This is a genomic window from Bacillus sp. FSL M8-0077 (assembly GCF_038050255.1).
Classification (GTDB): domain Bacteria; phylum Bacillota; class Bacilli; order Bacillales; family Bacillaceae; genus Bacillus; species Bacillus altitudinis.
In genome coordinates, this window is the sequence record NZ_JBBPAF010000001.1 from 3,362,713 (window position 1) to 3,382,070 (window position 19,358).

24 protein-coding genes are annotated in these 19,358 nt (G+C 38.7%); 2 read left to right on the forward strand and 22 right to left on the reverse strand.

Features of this window, described 5'->3' with window-relative positions:
• Position 1 precedes the first annotated feature (1 nt).
• From NST57_RS17470 to NST57_RS17555, 18 genes are all read right to left on the reverse strand, one after another.
• Positions 2-343, reverse strand: a complete 342-nt coding sequence (locus tag NST57_RS17470; protein WP_142156119.1) for a flagellar protein FliT — start codon at positions 341-343, stop codon at positions 2-4.
• Positions 340-744 (reverse strand): flagellar export chaperone FliS, encoded by a 405-nt coding sequence (fliS, locus tag NST57_RS17475; protein ID WP_008348247.1) that lies wholly within the window; start codon positions 742-744, stop codon positions 340-342. Before fliS ends, NST57_RS17470 begins: the two co-directional genes overlap by 4 nt.
• 17 nt (positions 745-761) lie before the next feature.
• Positions 762-2,288 (reverse strand): flagellar hook-associated protein 2, encoded by a 1,527-nt coding sequence (locus tag NST57_RS17480; RefSeq protein WP_341298960.1) that lies wholly within the window; start codon positions 2,286-2,288, stop codon positions 762-764.
• Between the two features lie 20 nt (positions 2,289-2,308).
• A complete protein-coding gene (flaG, locus tag NST57_RS17485; RefSeq protein WP_007499987.1) occupies positions 2,309-2,650 on the reverse strand; it encodes a flagellar protein FlaG in 342 nt (113 codons plus the stop codon).
• 163 nt (positions 2,651-2,813) lie between these two features.
• Entirely contained in the window at positions 2,814-3,038 is a 225-nt protein-coding gene (csrA, locus tag NST57_RS17490; RefSeq protein WP_008348252.1) for a carbon storage regulator CsrA, read from the reverse strand.
• Entirely contained in the window at positions 3,032-3,466 is a 435-nt protein-coding gene (gene fliW, locus NST57_RS17495) for a flagellar assembly protein FliW (protein WP_309174552.1), read from the reverse strand. Before fliW ends, csrA begins: the two co-directional genes overlap by 7 nt.
• A gap of 28 nt (positions 3,467-3,494) precedes the next feature.
• On the reverse strand, positions 3,495-4,073 hold the full coding sequence (locus tag NST57_RS17500; RefSeq protein WP_341298961.1) for a DUF6470 family protein: 579 nt from the start codon (positions 4,071-4,073) through the stop codon (positions 3,495-3,497).
• Positions 4,074-4,119: 46 nt separating this feature from the next.
• Positions 4,120-5,031, reverse strand: coding sequence for a flagellar hook-associated protein FlgL (flgL, locus tag NST57_RS17505; RefSeq protein ID WP_142152800.1), 912 nt, complete (start codon positions 5,029-5,031; stop codon positions 4,120-4,122).
• 8 nt (positions 5,032-5,039) lie between these two features.
• On the reverse strand, positions 5,040-6,560 hold the full coding sequence (gene flgK / locus NST57_RS17510) for a flagellar hook-associated protein FlgK (protein ID WP_142152802.1): 1,521 nt from the start codon (positions 6,558-6,560) through the stop codon (positions 5,040-5,042).
• A gap of 15 nt (positions 6,561-6,575) precedes the next feature.
• Complete coding sequence (locus NST57_RS17515) at positions 6,576-7,058, reverse strand: flagellar export chaperone FlgN (protein ID WP_142152804.1); 483 nt, start codon at positions 7,056-7,058, stop codon at positions 6,576-6,578.
• 18 nt (positions 7,059-7,076) lie between these two features.
• The gene (gene flgM / locus NST57_RS17520; RefSeq protein ID WP_003213252.1) at positions 7,077-7,340 is read right to left on the reverse strand and encodes a flagellar biosynthesis anti-sigma factor FlgM; all 264 of its coding nucleotides are present in this window, start codon (positions 7,338-7,340) and stop codon (positions 7,077-7,079) included.
• A 79-nt stretch (positions 7,341-7,419) separates the two neighbouring features.
• Positions 7,420-7,839, reverse strand: coding sequence for a TIGR03826 family flagellar region protein (locus NST57_RS17525; protein WP_148942909.1), 420 nt, complete (start codon positions 7,837-7,839; stop codon positions 7,420-7,422).
• A gap of 56 nt (positions 7,840-7,895) precedes the next feature.
• Entirely contained in the window at positions 7,896-8,477 is a 582-nt protein-coding gene (locus NST57_RS17530) for a ComF family protein (RefSeq protein WP_341298962.1), read from the reverse strand.
• A gap of 101 nt (positions 8,478-8,578) precedes the next feature.
• On the reverse strand, positions 8,579-8,872 hold the full coding sequence (locus NST57_RS17535) for a late competence development ComFB family protein (protein WP_035701582.1): 294 nt from the start codon (positions 8,870-8,872) through the stop codon (positions 8,579-8,581).
• 64 nt (positions 8,873-8,936) lie between these two features.
• Positions 8,937-10,316 (reverse strand): DEAD/DEAH box helicase, encoded by a 1,380-nt coding sequence (locus NST57_RS17540; protein ID WP_445818800.1) that lies wholly within the window; start codon positions 10,314-10,316, stop codon positions 8,937-8,939.
• Positions 10,317-10,435: 119 nt separating this feature from the next.
• Entirely contained in the window at positions 10,436-11,278 is an 843-nt protein-coding gene (locus NST57_RS17545) for a DegV family protein (protein ID WP_142152810.1), read from the reverse strand.
• A 209-nt stretch (positions 11,279-11,487) separates the two neighbouring features.
• Entirely contained in the window at positions 11,488-12,177 is a 690-nt protein-coding gene (gene degU / locus NST57_RS17550; protein ID WP_008348273.1) for a two-component system response regulator DegU, read from the reverse strand.
• A gap of 64 nt (positions 12,178-12,241) precedes the next feature.
• The gene (locus NST57_RS17555) at positions 12,242-13,417 is read right to left on the reverse strand and encodes a histidine kinase (RefSeq protein WP_142152812.1); all 1,176 of its coding nucleotides are present in this window, start codon (positions 13,415-13,417) and stop codon (positions 12,242-12,244) included.
• A 221-nt stretch (positions 13,418-13,638) separates the two neighbouring features.
• Here NST57_RS17555 and NST57_RS17560 point away from each other — a divergent pair, with 221 nt between their 5' ends.
• A complete protein-coding gene (locus NST57_RS17560; RefSeq protein ID WP_017357860.1) occupies positions 13,639-14,307 on the forward strand; it encodes a YigZ family protein in 669 nt (222 codons plus the stop codon).
• Positions 14,292-15,389: an LCP family protein gene (locus tag NST57_RS17565; protein ID WP_007499958.1), complete on the forward strand. Its 1,098-nt coding sequence runs from the start codon at positions 14,292-14,294 to the stop codon at positions 15,387-15,389. The genes NST57_RS17560 and NST57_RS17565 overlap by 16 nt, the downstream gene beginning before the upstream one ends.
• Positions 15,390-15,427: 38 nt before the next feature.
• Here NST57_RS17565 and NST57_RS17570 read toward each other — a convergent pair whose 3' ends face one another.
• The 4 genes from NST57_RS17570 to tuaF all read right to left on the reverse strand — a co-directional run bounded on the left by NST57_RS17570 (position 15,428) and on the right by tuaF (position 19,303).
• Complete coding sequence (locus tag NST57_RS17570) at positions 15,428-16,495, reverse strand: glycosyltransferase family 4 protein (protein ID WP_007499956.1); 1,068 nt, start codon at positions 16,493-16,495, stop codon at positions 15,428-15,430.
• A 134-nt stretch (positions 16,496-16,629) separates the two neighbouring features.
• Entirely contained in the window at positions 16,630-17,826 is a 1,197-nt protein-coding gene (gene tuaH, locus NST57_RS17575; RefSeq protein WP_341299236.1) for a teichuronic acid biosynthesis protein TuaH, read from the reverse strand.
• Between the two features lie 19 nt (positions 17,827-17,845).
• A complete protein-coding gene (tuaG, locus tag NST57_RS17580) occupies positions 17,846-18,601 on the reverse strand; it encodes a teichuronic acid biosynthesis protein TuaG (RefSeq protein ID WP_008348281.1) in 756 nt (251 codons plus the stop codon).
• A gap of 24 nt (positions 18,602-18,625) precedes the next feature.
• Positions 18,626-19,303, reverse strand: coding sequence for a teichuronic acid biosynthesis protein TuaF (gene tuaF / locus NST57_RS17585; RefSeq protein WP_341298964.1), 678 nt, complete (start codon positions 19,301-19,303; stop codon positions 18,626-18,628).
• Between the last annotated feature and the right edge of the window lie 55 nt (positions 19,304-19,358).

The following is a 19,358-nucleotide window of genomic DNA, read 5'->3' on the forward strand; positions in this document are numbered from 1 at the left end:
TTTATTTCCGTTTATCGTAGTATACGCCGTCACTTGTCATGGGCTGATACGGATTTTGATAATTCAGCTGTTTTGTTTTCTTACGTTGAATGGCTTGAATATCTGCCTTGATCCCATTTTGAATCTCCGTTAATTGCTTGGCCATTATTTGATCTGTTTGAATGATTTCTTTGATTTTCTCTTTTTCTTGAACAGAAAGCTCATGTTGAATGTCTCTCATTAGCTCGTCTCTCTCAACTAAAAAAGCATCAAAGTCTTCAACGAGTGTCTCACTTTGTGGGTTGGCCTCTATTTCCGCTGCCATTTTTAACGTTTGGTCGTGCAGTTGGTCCACAATACTCATAGAGATCCTCCAATAGAGTGATGACGCCCTTTTCGATCGGTTTGAATGACTTCCTTCCAAGCATCTCGGAAATCAGTCACATATTGCTCTACTTCATTCAGGATTTCTTCATCATTTTGTAGATTGGCCTCAATCAGTCTTCGATAGATGTAGTCATACATACTTGCCATACTCTTTGATACATCATACGTACGATTTAAGGTGACATTTAATTCTTGGATGATGTTTTGAGCCTTTTTCAGGTTCAAGTTTCTCATTTCAGCATCTTCTTTTTGAATGCCGTGCTTTGCTAGTCTAATAAACTTTAAGCATCCTTCATAAAGCATAAGCGTTAACTCGGCCGGTGTTGCGGTCTCAATAGAATTTTTCTGATAGGCGGCATAAGGGTTCTGAATTGCCATATGTTATAAACCTCCAATTATTGTCCAAGCAGTTGAGAAAGATAGCCAGATTGGTTGTTTAGCTTTTGAATCGCACTATCCATGGCGTTAAACTTTTTGTAGTAACGAGCTTCCACCATTTTTAAACGATCTTGGAATGTATCCATTCGTTTTGTCAAAGAATCTAAATCCTTACCAAGTCCATATTCTTTTAGCTCCATTGTTGTACTACCAGCTTTTGTTTGAATACTCTTCGTGAAGGCTGATAAGGAATTTTTGACGCGATAGATGATTCCTTGTTCTTTATATTGCTGCTGTGCTTTGTCTTTGTCTTTAGAATCAACATTTAAAGAACCAGAGATAAACATTTGTCTTACCTTTTCTGGGTCTTCTTCAATGGCTTTTTTTAATTTCTCTACTCCATTAATATTAATTAATTCAAGCTTCCCGCCATCTTTATACGAGGATGAAGTAGAAATACCGATTTGTGTCATGTGAATTTTATTCCCATCACTTGTCGTAATATCAGCATAAAAATCACTTCTTATTTTAGAGGCACCAGCTCGTAAAATAGAATCACTTCTCAGTAAGCCAGACTTAGCGGTTGTTTCCCATAACTCAATTTCTTTTTCAGACATGGCTTTTTTCTCTTCAGCCGTTAATGGTTGATAGTCTCTATTTCGCTTTTCATTCACTTTACCATTGACCAGTTCAACGAGTTCGTTGTATTTATCAACAAATTGTTTAATTTTATCAAAGATGGCATCGACATCTGTTGAAACGTTCAAGCTGACAGGCTTATCTGTTGTTCCTTTCAGCTCATATGTGATACCAGCCTGCGTGAAGGTATTATTGTTATTTTCCATTTTGAGACCATTAATTTCGTATTGCGCTTTCTGCCCTTGAGTAGTCGCAAGTAACTTATTATCTCCATCCACTTGGAAGCCTAATTGCGTTAAAAATGAAGCGGAATTGCCATCCGCTGCCTTAATACTGACACCTTCACCAGTCGTACGCGAAGTCAGAGCGATCGTATCTACGTAGTTGGTTCCATCAAAGATCTGGCCTTTATAAGCCGTGACACCAAGTTGAGAGCTGTTCAATTTTGTCACGATTGTATCAAGGGTATCTGTATCAGTGGTATTAATGGTCACTGTTTTTGGTGTTGTAGAATCTGGTGTCGTCACCTCAAACGTAAACGTACCGTTTGAAGCAGTAAATCCAGATGGACTAGAAGATTTGAATACGGATGCTGTCGCTAGTTGGGTCACATTAATTGAGCCAGAGGCAGCATTTGTTGAGCCAGTTGCTGTGACAGCAGATTCGTTTGAGCTTGTCACCTTTTTTGCGCCATAAGTACTGGGTAATGTTAAATTTAGTTTGGCAATGAGATCATCTAATTCTTTGACCTTTGAATTGACCTCGCGGTAGCTGTCTCTTTGCCATTCAAGTGTTTGTTTCTGACGTGTCATTTTATCAAGTGGTGCTTGCTCAGTTTTCATTAGCTTTGAGACGATTTCATCAATATCAAATACATTTGAAAATCCAGTAATTCGATTAACCATTGTTTATGTTCTCCCTTCAATTACATTCTTTTATCGACAAATAAACCGACAATCTCTGTCATTGCTGCATAAAAATCAAGCCATTCTTTGGAAGGAATCTCTCTAATGACTTCTTCGGTTTGGTTATCTACGACTTTGACATAATATTCATTGAGTTTTTCATGCAATTCAAATTGAAGATGAAATTGAGTAGGTTCAATCAGCTTATTTGCTCCTTGAAGCGTTTTCTCAATTTCTTCTTTTGAAACGACTTTTCCATTTGCTTGTAAATCAGTGTTTGCATTGTCATTTTGATGATTCGTAACACGGGTTTGAAATGCATCAATCAGTGGCTCTAGCGAAGTCAACTTACCAACAGACATAGTTATTCAGCTCCTGTGCTTTAATCTATCTTTTATATCGGCTTTGAATTATTAAATTAAATATAGATGGACCGATTTGTTAAAGTTTCATATAGATGGTGTCATCCCCTACATAGAAATAATTTCACACGGAGGTTTAAAGACGAATTGGATAAAAAAATCCTCACTTTTTTTGTGAGGATAATTGAGAAAGTAGATCGAAGGACAAGCTAGCAGCACGGCTGTTTTCTTCTTGAATAGACAGGTATACTTCCTTCCTGTGAATATCAATATGCTTAGGAGCCTCAATTCCGACTTTTACTTGGTCGCCTTCAATCGCAATAATTTTAACTTCAATATCGTCGCCTATTTGAATCGATTGATTTAATTTACGAGATAGAACTAACATGAGGAAGCCACCTCTAACAAATGTTTTGTATGATAGGCTGAATCATGCAAAATGACCTGCTTGGCTTTCATGTTCTTCCGATTCACAATAATAGGCGCTCTTAAATTGGCTGTCGTTTTTTCAATAGAAGATCCCATTGTTAAAATAACCATGACTTCCACATCATCGGCATCTTCTACTTCAAGAATGTCTACAACCGATTCTTCTAAGTCAAATTCATATTGATTGAAGAACAAAAATGGGCTGCTGACAATAAAGCCCAGTTCTGCATTTTTCAAAGATTGGAGAACTAAAAATGGGGATTCTTCTGATAAAGGTAAAATGACGAATTGTTTTTGATCCAGAAATCCTGGTATCCCATTAGAGAAGTGAATGATTTGCTCCTCTTTAATCGTCACTTCGCCATGGTATTTTGTTTGAATGATCATAATTCACGACCTTTTTCATTTTTCTTAACTATACCTTATCACCATTTTGACCTGTTTCGTCAACTTCTATTTTTAATTCTGGGTATTGTAACATATCAATATGAACTTTACCTTGCTTGTAGTTAACAATTGGTTTATGAGGTGTTGCCTCTATAATAGCTTTTTGCGGCTCCACATCAATTTTAAGTTCAGATGGCTGATAGTGAATTTTCACACTAAAAAATGAAGGAATCACACCGATGTTGAATTGTTTTGCTGGAGGACTGCCGTTGATTTTCGCAAACTCAGCAATCACATTCCCACCATTCTCGATCTTGATGAGTTCACTTCCTTCTTCCGCTCTACGCCCCATTCCTTCTCCAATCGCACGTTTCCCCTCAGCAGCCCATTCCTCTGAACGTCTAAAAATCGACTTAATATCCATATCGGCAAATGCCTCGGTTTGATCTATGGTTAATTTCGACGGTGTATTTGTGATATTCATGACAGCTCTTGGCTGCTGAATCTCAAGCTCAGCTCTTGGCTGCTCTACTTCTTGCCTGGAAGGGGTTGTCGACATTTGCAGCTTTGCATAAGTTTGCTCCATTAACAATCTAGGGATTTGCATAGGTTCACCTCCATGATGCAAAAAAGCACCCAACGGATGCTTTTTCTTATCTTAAGAAATCGACAAGGGATGGCTGAATCACTTTAGCTGTCGTCGCTAAAGCAGCTCTATTCACAGTCTCTTGTTGCAGAAGATCAAGAATGGCTTTCTCACTTTCTACATCTTCGGCATCTGATTTAGCCTTTTTCAGCACTTCAAATTGCGAAGTCAAACGGCTTCCGACTAAATCAATACGATTGGATCTAGCCCCAAGATCTGAACGCTCAGCACTCATCACTTCTTTAAACTGATCGATATCCCCTAATGCATCATCAGAATTTGCAAACGTTCCATTTTTTAATGAGTTTTCTAAATCAGTTAGCATTTCAATGACATTTTGACCACTGGCAGATTGCCCACCAAAAGCTGAAAGAGGATTTGAATTCACATTTAATGTGATTCCATCAGAAATGTTCGATTGAACCACGTTTGCATCTGTATAGTTTGCAAAGTTAAATGTAAACGTACCATCTGCATTCTCTACAACTGGTTTAACATTTGTATTCGTCCCATTAAAAACAAACTTACCTAACATCTGTGTGTTCATTGCATCAATGATTTGATTCTTCATCTGACCAATTTCCACTCCGATAGCAGCTAAATCTTCTGGCTGTTTTGTTCCATTGGCCGCATCAAGTACTTTATCTCGTATATTTGACATGATATCAATTATTTCAGTGACACTTGTTTCAGATGTATCGATCCAGTTTCGTGCCTCATTTAAATTAGTTTGGTATTGCTCATTTCGAAACATGGCTGTACTATACTGAAGACTTTTCACTGCTGCCACAGGATCATCAGACGTTTTTGTGAAACGTTTTCCAGACTGTGCCTGCTCATTAATTTTAGAGAGTTTTTCATAACTTTTACTAATATTTCGAAGTGAATTTTGAGAAATCATACTTTGCGTGACTCGCATCAGTTACCCTACCTTCCTACGACACCCATGCCGTTTATTATTTTATCTAATACTTCGTCTTGTAGCGTCATAATTCTTGCAGCTGCATTATACGCATGCTGAAATTGGATCATATTCGTCATTTCTTCATCAAGAGATACAGCACTAGTTGACATCCTGCGTTCATTGGCTGAATTCACAAGAGCTGCTGAACTGCTTTCAAGGGTCATGTTCTTTTTAGCTTGTATCCCCATTTCGGCAATGACATTCTGATAGTAATCCTGAATCGTTGTGGTATTTCCGCCGATTGGCAGCTTTAAGTTTTGGATATTGGCTAATTGCGTAGCATTCGAACCATCACCTTGCGTTTGATTAAGAGATGCAGCAATGTTATCTGTCGATGCTAAAATCACGTCACTCACTTTGATACGGGCTGCCAAGCCTTTATTCAAATCATTGTTATTCTCAATATCGAAAAAGTCTTGTCCACTTGTGCCATTTAACGTGTATCCTTGTTTATGGACGTCGTTAAAAGCATCCATAAATACTTTTGCTACTTCATCCAGCTCAGCAAGCATATCCGGGTACATGCCTTTTTCATCTCCATTAGACATGTAGCCATACGCCTCAACAAGTGCTTTTACTTTACCATTCACTTGTAATTGATCAGCTGCGATGGTTGTCGTTCCAAATTGGAGTGAGTTAACAAGTCCTGTCGTATTATCATAGGAAAGTTGCAATTCAGATTTTTCATTGGTAATGCCATTTAAAATTGTTCCAGCAGATTGTCCATTTGCACCGATAATATCGATGTTAACGGTTCCTTCAGCAATTTCCAGAGCATTTCCTCCAGAAGGGTTGTAGCTCACTTTAATATCAACAAGTGAGGAAAGCTCATCTATAAGAGCGTCGCGCGTATCATAAAGATCGTTTGGAAGATAACCATTTGGCTCAACTGTTGCAATCTGTTTATTCACTTCATCAATTTGAGTTAACAGGGTGTTCACATTTTTTGCCGTTGAATCAAGTTCAGTTTTTAAATTCTTTTGTATCGTTGTTAAAGAAGAATTTAGCAGACGGAATTGATCTACTAAAGCCTGAGCACTTGTCTTAACAACCGTACGGGCTGAAGCAGTATCAGCATTTTTCGATTCTGATAAGACTTGTAATGATTTCCAGAGATTATCAAAGGCTCTATTCAAGCCTTCATCTGTCAAATCATTCATCACTCCTTCCATTTGTGAAAGAGCATCAGACTTCGTCGCATAATAAGACAAATTATTGTTATGATCTCTATACTGAAGATCTAAAAAGCTGTCTCGAATTCTTTCAACAGTTCCAACTTGGACACCTGTACCCATTTGGCCATATGTCTTGCCATCATAAACAGAAATCACTGGGTAAGGATTCTCTGCTTTAAAGGTAACTCTCTGTCTTGAGTAGCCATCTGTATTTGCATTGGATACGTTGTTTGATGTGACATAAAGCCCTGCGCGCTGGGCTGTGATTCCTCGTTTTGCCGTTTCTAGTCCCATGAATGTAGAACCCATAGATATCCTCCTTGTTTACGCCTTTGAATCAAACAAAGCCCTATGCTGTTTAGGCTTTGAACTCTCAAGACCATTTTGTCCGTAATTCATATTTTCTTTGTTAGGATTCACAAGATCGAATGTCAGTGAAATAAATTGAAGTGACTGCTGAATAAGCTGTTTGTTCAGTTCGTTTACATCTTTCAATTCCACCATGATGTCATTCAGCTCCTCATATAACGAAATAAGCTCTTCTTGATCCGTTCCTTCAGCTTTTTCGATACATGCAGTGATTGTCGGCGATTGATCACTTTGTAAAAATTGAACTGCTGCTTCAATCCGCTTTTCTTCTAATTGTGAAATGGCCTGAATATATTTTTGCTCAAGGTTCAGAACCTCTGAAAGAGCATCGATCTCATTATTTTTCAGCATTTCTGTTTTATTCTTAGACAGCTTTAGAAGCTGTTCATGTAATCCGTAGAGACGGTGCAGTTCTTCAATCATTATTTTTACTGACATTCACGCTGCTCCCTTTTGTTATTGTTGTTTATAAAAATTTAGCATTTTATCTGCAATGCCTTTTGTATCTACTTGATATGTTCCGGCTTCAATGCTTTTTTTAATTTGGTCTATTTTATCTTGACGTTCTTTCATGATATTCGGCACCTTTTGCATTTCGATTGCCTTTTTAGAAATTTCGACTTTGTCAGTTGATTTTGCTTGATTCGATTGCAACGTTTGTTTCTCATATGTTTTCTTGTAAGGATTTACTGGTTGTGTTCCATATCGATTAATTTTCACGGGATTCCTCTCGCTTTCCGTTACAGTCTGTCTTGATTCTATCCATTTTATCGACCAAACTGCAACTTAGTTTAGGGAATCAGTCGTTTTTAGGATTAATGGCATAATAGGTGTCTTTTTTCCTAGATTCAATCTCCCTTTTACGCTCTTCTTCTTGGTCCATTTGGCTGATTTGTGTCTTTATATCCTTTTCACAATGGCTGCACAGCTTGTTTTTCCTGATCGGTTGGCCGCATCTTTCACAAGGATAGTTGATATTCGGGAATTGACTAATTTGAAGTCTTTTCAAACGGATAAATTTCAGGATTAATTCTTCATCAACTTCTGTTGCGTCTACTATTTCAGCAATGGTTGATTGTCTATTACTTTGCTTACGCAAGAATTTATAAACGATATCAAAAGAACGTTCTTCTTCTTCAAAGCATTTGTTACAAACCGTTTGGATGGCGGTTTTTAAAAATAACTGATTACATTGTGGACAGTTTGCCAATTGATTCATAACCAAAACCCCTTACGTTATTTTCTTTTCTTAATATCGGTTGATTGTCATGATTTTTAACTACGAATCAACGTAAAAGAGGAAACACTTTTGGCGCCTGCGTCTTTTAAAATTTTTGCTGCATGATAGACTGTCGCCCCAGTTGTATAAATATCATCGATTAATATGACATCCTTTAGAACGATCGGGTCTGGCTGCCTTAATTGGAATAAATCCTGTTGATGTAAACGTTCATTTTTTCTTTTCTTAGACTGCTTACTTTGATGTACTTTTATGAGTGGCTCCATTATAGGTCCCCCAATCATGGAAGCAAGCATCATGGACTGATTGAATCCTCTTTCCTTTAATCTCTCTTTACTCAAAGGAATTGGGACAAGCACCGGTTCTTTGATTGAAAAAGAACGTTTAAACGCTGACTGTACATCTTTTTTAAATAGATCAGCTAAAGCCGTATCACCTCGAAATTTAAATCGAGCTAGAATATCTTTCATAAAGTCGTTGTAAGCATAAACAGATCGATTCATCACAAGGATCTCAGCAAAATCCCGTCGTTTATTCCATCTTGAACAATCCTGACACAATTGATCATTTGATTGCACTCTTCCGCATTTGGGACAAGTAGGACCTTGAATCTTCATCAGGTGGTCCTTACATGCTACACATAAACGATCTTCATTTAATAGAAGGAATGATTTCCATGTAAAAGCAGCCACAAAATAGCTCTCACAAATTGGACAAATCAACGATTTTCTTTGTTCAACGGCAAATGATTTTCGCACCTTGGATATGTTGTGACCGTTGAAGCAGCTTCTGTCAGAATGACGAGCATCGCCGTATTTTTCTGTTTATCCACCATCTCAGATTTACTGTAGGAGATTTTATCGATATCTGTTATATATTGTGGTTTCACTTGATTTAGAGAAATGGCTAATACATCTTCTATACATTTTTCACAATGACAAATCATGTTTAATTGGTTGAGATATTGGTAGAGGATTTCTTTGAGTAATATTTCTTTTGCGTTGAGTAACATATTTTGTCTCTCCTGCCATTTGTGTTTTGTGAATATAATGTACCATGATTTAGTTGAACCCACACTATTTTTCAGAAAACTCTTTTTCAGCTGTATTATTCATTTTTACGATATGTTTCTTTGCTTGTTTCATACTTCTCGTTAAACCAAAATGAAAAAAGTACACGTCACCGTTAAAAAAATCGGGATGTCTCCCTGCTCTTCCAGAAATTTGGACAAGTGCACTTTCTGTAAAAATAGGAGATTCCGCACCTAATACGCCCACCTGAACATCTTGAATGGTAACGCCTCTTTCTAGAATAGTTGTTGTAACCAATACATCGTATCTATGATCTCTGAAATGCTGGACTTTTTGTTTTCTTTCTTGATCATCGGCAGAAACACCTTGTACATTTACATATTGAACTTGAAGAATATGAGTTACCTTCTTCATAGTAGAAATAGAAGGAACAAAGAGTAACACTCTTTTTTTCTTTGTGATATGTTCATGCAGCCAGTTCATTGTAGATGCTGGAAGCCGATTTCTTTTTAATTTCTTTTTCCAATCTCCAACCCATTGAAATGTTGGGACAGGCAACGGTTTTTGGTGGAAGCGCAGAGGAATTTTTATTGCTTCTAATTGTCCACGAGCAACATCCTTTTGCATTTTTTTAGATGGTGTGGCACTTAAGTAAATTCTAACTCCTGTTTTTTTCAATGACTTTAAAACAGCAAACTGAAGCCGTTCATCGATTGAATAAGGAAAAGCATCGACTTCGTCTACAATCAGGACATCAAAAGCGTTTTTATATCTCATTAGCTGATGAGTTGTGGCGATCATAAGCGGCGCTATTTGAAACCTTTGAGAGCTCCCGCCATAAAGTGCAACTATATTTAGTCTTTGAAATGCCTTCCTCATTCGAGGTTCAAGCTCAAGTACAACATCGGTTCTAGGCGTCGCAATACAAACACTCATTCCGTTATTTAGCGCATATTTTATTCCATGAAAAAGCACCTCCGTTTTTCCTGCACCACAAACAGCCCAAATGAGCAGATCAAATTTGTTTTGAATTGCTTCTACTAGTCTATCGGACGCTCTCTTTTGCTCTTTAGAAAGCTCTCCCTGCCATGTTAATTCAACTTGTATTGTTTCTTTCTTTTGCGGACCCGTCCATTCATAGAGAAAGCCACATTCACTTACTTTTCCCAGCATGATGCAGGATCTACAATATACACAGTCTTTTTTACATGTTTCACAAGGAGAGAGGGCAAAGTATCGCTTGTTTGATACACCACACCGGCAACAGATGAAACCACTCAACACCCTATAGACACCAGGCGTTCTATTGATGAATCCTTGATTCTCCAGCCACTCTAATTCAGACTGTGTACATTGACATTCAATAGGAAGAAGGTGCCTTGATTGCAGCTTGTGACTGAGTTCCATTGCTTTTTCCAGATTCAATTTCACGCACTACCTTTCAATTCATGTTGACCCATTATGTACAAAGAGAAGGTCTTTCGTCTAATTGTAAAAATAGAAAAACAAATCCCCTTTTCCATGAGAAAAGGGGATTTTGATATCTACCTGATGATCCAACCAAGTGCTAAAGAGCCTTCGCCTAGATGAGTGCCAATCACAGCACCAAAGTAGCTTTTATAAAATTCAACATGAGGATACTTTTCTAATAAGTGCGCAATTAATTCATCTGCTTCTTCTTCTCTATTACCATGTATCAGAGTTGCTCTCATCGGGACACCACGTGATGCATCTTCATCAAATAATTCAAAAATACGTGAAATGGCTTTTTTGCGTGTACGAATCTTCTCAAAAGGGACAATTAGCTTGTTGTCAAAATGTAAGATAGGCTTTACCTTTAAGAGGCTTCCAATAAAAGCCTGAGCACCATTTAATCTGCCGCCACGTTGTAAATGAGTTAAATCGTCTACCATAAAATAAGCTCTTTGATTTTCTTTTAGATAATTGAGATGGGAGATTACTTCTTCTGGAGAAGCACCACCTTGGATTTTTTCAGCAGCTTCTAACACATAAAAGCCTTGCGCCATACAGCTAGTCTCTGTATCAAACGGATAAATGTCGATTCCGTCAACTAGTTCATTCGCTGAGGCCGCACTATTGTATGTTCCACTAATTCCGCTTGACAGATGTATACTAATCACAGCATCATATGTTTCATTAAGTTTTTCATATAATTCTATAAGTTCACCGAAAGCAGGCTGAGAGGTTGTTGGAAGATCTTTATGTTTCTTGACTTCTTCATAATATGTCTTCCAATCCATTTCTACTTCTTCACGGTATGATTCAGTACCAAAGATGACATTCAGAGGGATCATATGAATATGATGTTTATCACGTAGATCTTGTGGTATATAAGCAGTACTGTCTGTTACAACGGCTATTTTCATTCTTAAATACCTTCCTTATCCGTTAAGTTGCTTTTAAAAAAGAATGCTCATTGTCTTTCACTAGATTTATAATACTAATCAAAAAAGCCTGCCTAATCAATAGGCAAGCCCGCTATATCCGAAAAAGACTCCTTACCTGCCTATCATTTCTCTCTAACTTGAATGTGAGAGAACTAAAACAGGCGAAAAAGGAGTACTTGTCCGGAGCATTATCTCATTTCTACCCAGCCGTTTTTAATTGCTACAACAACAGCTTGAGTACGGTCGTTTACATTCATTTTTTGCAAGATGTTACTCACGTGGTTTTTGACTGTTTTCTCACTAATAAAGAGCGACTCACCAATACCTCTGTTGCTCTTTCCGTCAGCTAACATTTGAAGAACTTCACATTCACGTCTTGTTAAGATATGAAGTGGTCTGCGAATTTCAGGATATACCTCGTGCTGTGGATGTGCTGAAACGCCGCTTGTTGCTAAGCGTCGGAATTCATTTACTAAGTTATGAGTGACTTTCGGATGTAAATAAGAGCCTCCGTCAGCTACTACTTTTACTGCTTCAATGAGGGTATCTGCATCCATTTCTTTTAACAAGTAGCCTCTTGCTCCTGTTTTTAATGCATGTGTCACATAGTTTTCATCGTCATGAATAGATAGGATAATGACTTTTGATTCGGGATAAAGCTCTACTAGCTGTTTTGTAGCCTCCACACCATTTACATTCGGCATATTAATGTCCATAATGACAACATCCGGATGATAGTGTTCTACGATACGTGCAGCTTCGTCACCGTCGTCTCCTTCTGCAACTACTTCAAAAGTAGGTTCAAAATCTAAAATCCGTTTGACACCTTCACGGAATAATTGGTGGTCATCGATAATTACAATATTTACTTTAGTCACAAGCTACGCCTCCCCATATTTATTGTTCTACACCTGAACTTTATGGTCAATATGTCTTTTGTCTCTATTTTACAATTTTATTTTGTAATGTTAACGGTACTCTAATCATGATGAATGTCCCTAGACCTATTTTTGAGTCTATGGTCATTTTACCTTCTAGTAAATCTACGCGCTCTTTCATACCAAGTAACCCAAAGGATTTGTTTTTATTTGTTTTAACATCCTTCATATCAAAGCCTCTTCCATCGTCTTTGATAATTAAGGTGACAAAGTCTTTCGTCACTTCGACCTTCACAGAGATTTCTTCAGCTTCAGAATGCTTTAAAGAATTTGTGACAGCTTCTTGAGCTAGTCTAAATAGTGCCACTTCAAATTGAGAAGCAATTCTTTCGCTTTCTGTATCTCCAATGCACTGGAACGTAATCTTGGTTTTTCCATCATATTCTTCAATTGTGTTTAAGTATTTTCTAAGTGTCGGAATCAGGCCCAAATCATCTAAAGCCATCGGTCTTAAATCATAAATGATTCTTCTCACTTCGTACAGTGCATTTCGCACATTCTGTCTTAGACTTCTAATTTCTTTAAAGCCTTCTTCTGTTCCACGGTCTCTAAAAATCCGTTCAATTAGCTCTGAACGCATCATCACGTTTGCCAGCATCTGAGCAGGTCCATCATGGATTTCTCGTGATACCCTTTTGCGCTCTTCTTCCTGGGCTTCAATAATTCTTAGTCCAAAATCTTGTTTTGCCTGAGCATCTTCAAGTAAAACACCGACCTGACGTAAATCTTGGTTCAAGTAGTTGAGGACGACCGTGATCTGGCTCACAAGCGTTTCTGAACGTTCAATGACGTCTTGTAAGCTTAACAATCGTCTTTCGAGATCATCTCTTCTTTCCCTCAGCTGTTTTTCACGCTGCTGGATCATGGTCAATTCTACTTGCAGGTTATGTGCTTTTTCATAGGCTTCTCGTATTTCTTCTTCGCTGAATTTGTTGAAGTTTCTGCTGACCTCAGATAATCGATTTCTAGCATGTCTCGTATGTACTTCTAGTTTATCCCCAAAATCAATTACTTCGTTGACTTGCTGTTTGATTTGCTTAAGCTCTTCTACCAAGCTTTCATATTGTTGACGGGACTGTTCGCCGATTCTAAATACTTCGTCCTTACTGCCATCAACTGTACTTAGCATTTTCATGATGATTGAATCCAATAACTTCGGATCCATTTTAGGTGTTGTCATGGCTTTTCCCTCCCGTAACAGTGATGTCATCTTTTTTTATTATAAATGTCATTGATCTGCATTTTATGTCGAATTATAATGGAAGAATGCGTATAAATCATGAAATTTTTATGACGACCCTTTTTCCGCTCCTATCATCATAACAAAATACGCTATAAAATTCTAAAACCAATGCAAATTTTCTCTAGCCTTACAATTTGCTTGTCAGGAGGGTATGTCTTTTGCTGAACCGCTATCTCACAGTAAAAAGCCGTGGCGAGCATGAGATCGTCATTGAAAAATCACGTTTTATTTGTCATATACAACGTGCTGTCTCAGAAGAAGAAGCACAAGCCTTTATACAATCCATTAAAAAACAACATTGGAACGCCACTCATAATTGTTCAGCCTATTTGATCGGCGAACATGATCTGATTCAAAAAGCAAATGATGATGGTGAACCAAGCGGTACGGCAGGGGTACCAATGCTTGAAGTGCTAAAAAAACGCAAGCTGAAAGATACAGTTGTTGTCGTCACTCGTTATTTCGGCGGTATTAAGCTAGGTGCCGGTGGATTAATTCGCGCGTACGGAAAATCTGTGTCTGAAGCAATCAATCATGTTGGTATGGTAGAACGCTGTTTAATGCGTACGATGCACACAACAATAGATTATACATGGCTTGGAAAGGTAGAGAATGAGCTTAGAGCCTCATCTTTTCAGCTAAAAGACATCCATTATGCAGAAGATGTGATTTTTGAAACGTATGTAGAAGAAACACAAACGGAGCAGTTCATTGAATGGATGACTGAGCTGACTAATGGAAAGAGTGTTACAAAAGAAGGCGAATTGATTTATTTAGAAAAGGACGTTGGTCCGATAAAGGAGACAGATGAATGGCACAACGAGTAAAAGTGCGTGTACGAAAGAAAAAGAGCAAGAAGAAAAAGATTTTCAAACGGATTCTGGTCTTATTTTTACTTCTCTTCATCTGCATGGGCGGATTTGCAGTGTATAAGATTGTGAATACACTCCAGGCTGCTGACAAAACTTATGATGAATTAGAGCGCGGGGAGAAATCGAAACTCCGTGATGCTGTCATTGATATAAAGAAAAAACCTTTCTCTGTCCTATTTGTTGGTATAGAGGATTACGCCACAAATGGTGATCACGGCCGTTCAGATTCACTCATCGTCGCAACGATTAACCCTCAGGATAAAACGATGAAAATGGTCAGTATCCCCCGTGACACACGAGTACAGCTTGCTAGTGACACAACGGGAAATAAAGTAAAGATCAATGCGGCATTTGCTAAAGGCGGTAAAGACGAAACGATTGAAACTGTCGAACAATTCTTGCATATCCCAATCGACAAATATGCAACAGTGGACTTTGACGGTTTTAAGGATGTCATTGATGAAGTTGGGGGAATCGATATAGACGTTCCATTTGACTTCAATGAAAAAAGTGACGTCAAAAAATCGAAAAAGATTTACTTTAAAAAAGGGAATATGCATTTAAACGGGGAAGAGGCACTTGCTTATGCGCGAATGAGAAAACAAGATCCACGTGGTGATTTCGGGCGTAACGATCGTCAGAAACAAATCTTACGTGCCATGATTGATCAAATGGCGAAACCTCATAACATTGCAAACGTGGATAATATCGCAAAAGAAGTAAGTGATCATATTACAACCAACTTCCGCATCACAGAAGGACTTGCTCTACAGCAAATTTACAGTGGTTTCAAAGGAGACGATACTGAAACACTATCTATTAAAGGATCAGACCTTTATTTAGGACCAAATCGAACATACTTCTTTGAGCCAGATCAAACCAACTTGGCTGAGGTGCAAAATGAGTTAAGGACACATTTAAAGCTTCCTGCTGAGTCATCGTCCTCAACTGAAACAAATACACAAACCGATTCATCTTCTGATGCAACAGGGTCAGCCGATACACAGGCCCCTTCGACCAGCACATCAGGACAATAATAGGAAAACAGCCCGTTCCTTGGAAGCGGGCTGTTTTTTTATTGTCTTTTGACCATACGTTTGTAGAATTTCGTAAATGGTTTAAACTCTTCGTTCACCAAACCAGTGACTTCAGCAATGACTTGCATAAACATGACCAGTAAAAAGATGATGATTAATGACAGCCAAATGGTGGCACTTGTCAGCAAAATTGCGCTTAAGCTAAAGACTAAGCCAATCATGTAAATCACAATCACTGCCATTCGATGTGATAAGCCAAAGGCCATCAGTCGATGATGGATGTGTGATTTGTCAGGTGCTGAGATAGGCTGTTTATTCAATATTCGTCTGATGATCGCAAAGGTCGTATCAAAAATAGGCACACCTAAAATAATCACAGGGACAACAACACTAAACAAAGTAACACTTTTATACAATCCTAAAAGTGACAGGACCGAGATCATATAGCCTAAAAATAACGAACCTGTATCACCCATAAATATTTTTGCTGGATGGAAGTTATAAAAAAGAAAACCGATGGTACTGCCAATAACGACAAGAGATAACGAAAGAATCAGGATCTTGTCCGCAGAAAATGCCATAACGGCAATCGTGGTTAAACCAATAACCGAAATACCGGCAGCCAGTCCATCTAATCCATCAATTAAATTGATCGCATTTGTAATCCCAACAATCCATAGTACAGTCAGGGGATATGCCATCCATCCTAACTCAAGTCGATCTGTTAAGAAAGGAACAGAGAAAAAGTCCATTTTTAAGCCCGTGCTCACGATTAAGCAAGCAACGAGAACTTGCACAAGAAATTTAAATTTTGCACTTAAATTATATTTATCATCAAATATACCTAAAATGACGATGAGTACAGCGCCAACTGATATAGCTGTAATTTTATTATGTAGAAACAGCCCGCCTGCTAGTGCTCCAGCGGCTACCCCAATAAAAATCGCCAACCCGCCCATTCGAGGCATTACTCTATCATGAACTTTTCGTTTATTCGGCTGGTCCACTGCACCAATCTTAATTGCAAACTTTTTGACGATTGGTGTCACAATTAAAACTGTAGCCAGAGAGACAAAAAACGCTAATAAGGCGCGTTCGTAATCCATAGGTCAGTCTCCTTCTAAATTGAAATCTGTATTTTGTATATTGGCCGCTCTTTCCATTATACAATTGAATATAGGATGATCACAAGCTCCCCCTAAGAAGAAGAAACAAATAAAAACGCACAATCCTGAATGAATTATGCGTTTTCTTTAATATTCGTTAATTCCACCATGTTTGTGAACAGTGCGTGCCAATCTTTTTTCTTTGCCCGGCTTTGTCTTAGATGTCTGCATTTCATGTCATCTTTTTTGCTGATCACTTTCTGGCAGGCTTCGACGAAGAGAGCTGGATTGTCGCCCTCTACATATTCATACACATCATTCTCTTTTAGCCTTTCCGTTGATGGAAGATTTAAACCAACAACAGGGATTCCTGCAGCTAAAAATTCATACAGCTTGAGCGGGAAAACCGCCTGATTGTAAGGAGACTGTTTGTATGGCATCATCCCTACATCAATTAATTTCATATAGGCAGGCACTTCTTCTGGTGCGACTGCTCCTGTCCATAGGACATTGGGCAGTTTGAGTGCATGCTGAAAAGATGGATCTCCATTCGTTCCATCCGGACCGACAAATAAAAATGTCCAATCTGGCTGCATGCGAGCAGCTTGTGCGATCATGTCAAAATCGAGCTTCGGCTTGATTCCACCTATAAAGCCAAGAACCGTTCCCTCTCTTCCCTCTAGCACGTCTTCCCTGCTAGGGAGGTTACTTTTTGCAAACACATCATACTCAACGCCATTTTCCACTGTAAAGACATCTTTCGGTTCACCCATGAGCCTTTTTTTGATTTGATCATGTAAGTATTGTGAAGAGCACGTAATGCTGTGTGCATATTTAATAATGCGGTTTTCTGCTTTTACAATGACTCGCTGTCTCATATATGAGAGAATGTTGTTTTTTCCGCTGATGGGCTCTCCCCACAGGTCACTACAATCATACACAATATGTTTCCATTCAAATAAAGAAGATAAGAGCGGAAATCCAGGAAACGTATACCATAAACAGACGGCTATGCCCTGCTTTTCTTCTTGCCGCAAATGCTCAAGAAGAGGAGATAATTTACGGAAATAAAACATATCTTGATAACGGCCAAAGCGAAAAAACTTGCTCTTGAGCACATCAGGAATGGTCATTTGCTTCATTCGATCCGTTATAGGCTGAAAGGGAGCTGAATGACGAGTGGCAGATGGACATACCCAGATGACCTCTTTCGTTTCTGGATCAGATGCAAGAAATTCCGCCAGTCGATGCCGTCTGTACCTTAGGCCATCGTGGCCCCATTCTCCCGTTGCGACAATCACATGTATGATCGAGTCTGCTTTCACCTTTATCACCTTTTTTCCCTTCTGTTTATAAGCGTTTCTTTACAGCATTTGTGGCATAGTGCATAAAACACCAAGATGCTTTCACAAAATGAAGCTGCTCAATTTCTCTGTAGACAAACCATGTTTTTTTCGCTGCTTTCCACTTGTTACTAGAAATCGAGTTTCCCACGATGCGATATTCACTGAGCGGCTCACTCATTCCATAGGCAGTAAATCCTTTTTTTAAAATAGAGAGCCATGTGGCTAGGTCCTGCCTTGTTCGAATGTTTGGCATTTCCACGTGTCCTACCTGTTGAAGGTCGAGCATCACCGTCAAACAGCCGATAATCGTATTTTTTAGAGCTTCATTGTAGTTCAACTGAGCCGGCGCTGTGACAGTTTTTTGTAATGGCTCTCCATTTTCTGAAATGATGTCATATGCCGTGAATGTAAAGGCATGATCATTTTCTAACATAAACTTGACCTGCTTTTCGAGCTTTGTCTGTTTCCACATATCATCGCTGTCCAAAAAAGCGATAAAGCGGCCTTTTGCCTGTTTGATGGCTGTGTTTCTAGCAATTGCGGCTCCCCCGTTTTCCTCTAAATAAATGACGTTGATTCTGTCGTCCGTCTGACTTAATTCCCCTAACAGCTTCCTTGTGCCATCTGTTGAGCAATCATCTGCTATGATTAGCTCCCAGTTGGAATAGGTTTGGGCAAGGACGGAATGAACTGTATCCGTTAAATAACGTTCCGCATTATACGCCGGTGTAATAATTGATACTAACGGTTGATTGTTCACCTAAGACTCATCTCCAGTTCATCATTAAGATTCTTTGAACACTTCAGGTAACACCACAAACATAAGAGAGATGCTAAAGCCAATGACAAGTCCAAGCAGTGCTCGTTTTTTCGCTGACATGCCTTTTCCTGCTTCATCGAGCACTTGAGCAGGATCGACAATCTTTGCCTGCTTCATCCCGAGCTTTGTCGATTCCAATTCATATAAGAATCGTTCTTTATCGACCTTGGAATCATTGCTGACAGATTCATCTTCAAGAGCGGATAATCTCCTTTCAATGACCTGCTGTCTTTTCGTAAATAAGGCTTTGTCCTGCTTTAAAAATGTATCTGACACTTGTTTCACTACCGCCAAAGCTCGAGCTTGATCAGCATCTGTAAACGACAACTGCAATTGTGTATCGGACTGGTTAGTGAGAATCAAACGATTTTTCACATCTAGCCTTTCTTCTTCCTTTACATCTCGGAGTGCTTGATTCAGAAATGCATCGCTTTTTAATAGAGATGTCACTTCTGCCACATTGTTATACACACCGTCGTCATATTTCCCAAGTGTTAAGGTAACAGCAGCTGTGTAACTAGACTGTTCTACTGTCCCTTTGGCAAAAAAGAAACCAAAAGCAGCTAATACGACAGGCAGCAGCACAAGCCAGACGATATATTTTTTCATACGCTTCCCTATTCTTAACATAAAACCAGACATGCTCATTCTCCCAACATTGACGTATTTGCTTTTTCACTAGTGCAGCCATACAAAT

Bases quoted from the DNA above. Each gene is read 5' to 3' on its own strand.
- NST57_RS17470 (WP_142156119.1), bottom strand. From the start codon at position 343: ATGAGTATTGTGGACCAACTGCACGACCAAACGTTAAAAATGGCAGCG.
- fliS (WP_008348247.1), bottom strand. From the start codon at position 744: ATGGCAATTCAGAACCCTTATGCCGCCTATCAGAAAAATTCTATTGAG.
- NST57_RS17480 (WP_341298960.1), bottom strand. From the start codon at position 2,288: ATGGTTAATCGAATTACTGGATTTTCAAATGTATTTGATATTGATGAA.
- flaG (WP_007499987.1), bottom strand. From the start codon at position 2,650: ATGTCTGTTGGTAAGTTGACTTCGCTAGAGCCACTGATTGATGCATTT.
- csrA (WP_008348252.1), bottom strand. From the start codon at position 3,038: ATGTTAGTTCTATCTCGTAAATTAAATCAATCGATTCAAATAGGCGAC.
- fliW (WP_309174552.1), bottom strand. From the start codon at position 3,466: ATGATCATTCAAACAAAATACCATGGCGAAGTGACGATTAAAGAGGAG.
- NST57_RS17500 (WP_341298961.1), bottom strand. From the start codon at position 4,073: ATGCAAATCCCTAGATTGTTAATGGAGCAAACTTATGCAAAGCTGCAA.
- flgL (WP_142152800.1), bottom strand. From the start codon at position 5,031: ATGCGAGTCACGCAAAGTATGATTTCTCAAAATTCACTTCGAAATATT.
- flgK (WP_142152802.1), bottom strand. From the start codon at position 6,560: ATGGGTTCTACATTCATGGGACTAGAAACGGCAAAACGAGGAATCACA.
- NST57_RS17515 (WP_142152804.1), bottom strand. From the start codon at position 7,058: ATGTCAGTAAAAATAATGATTGAAGAACTGCACCGTCTCTACGGATTA.
- NST57_RS17525 (WP_148942909.1), bottom strand. From the start codon at position 7,839: ATGAATCAATTGGCAAACTGTCCACAATGTAATCAGTTATTTTTAAAA.
- NST57_RS17530 (WP_341298962.1), bottom strand. From the start codon at position 8,477: ATGAAGATTCAAGGTCCTACTTGTCCCAAATGCGGAAGAGTGCAATCA.
- NST57_RS17535 (WP_035701582.1), bottom strand. From the start codon at position 8,872: ATGTTACTCAACGCAAAAGAAATATTACTCAAAGAAATCCTCTACCAA.
- NST57_RS17545 (WP_142152810.1), bottom strand. From the start codon at position 11,278: ATGAAAATAGCCGTTGTAACAGACAGTACTGCTTATATACCACAAGAT.
- NST57_RS17555 (WP_142152812.1), bottom strand. From the start codon at position 13,417: ATGACAACACCTAAAATGGATCCGAAGTTATTGGATTCAATCATCATG.
- NST57_RS17565 (WP_007499958.1), top strand. From the start codon at position 14,292: ATGGCACAACGAGTAAAAGTGCGTGTACGAAAGAAAAAGAGCAAGAAG.
- NST57_RS17570 (WP_007499956.1), bottom strand. From the start codon at position 16,495: ATGGATTACGAACGCGCCTTATTAGCGTTTTTTGTCTCTCTGGCTACA.
- tuaF (WP_341298964.1), bottom strand. From the start codon at position 19,303: ATGTCTGGTTTTATGTTAAGAATAGGGAAGCGTATGAAAAAATATATC.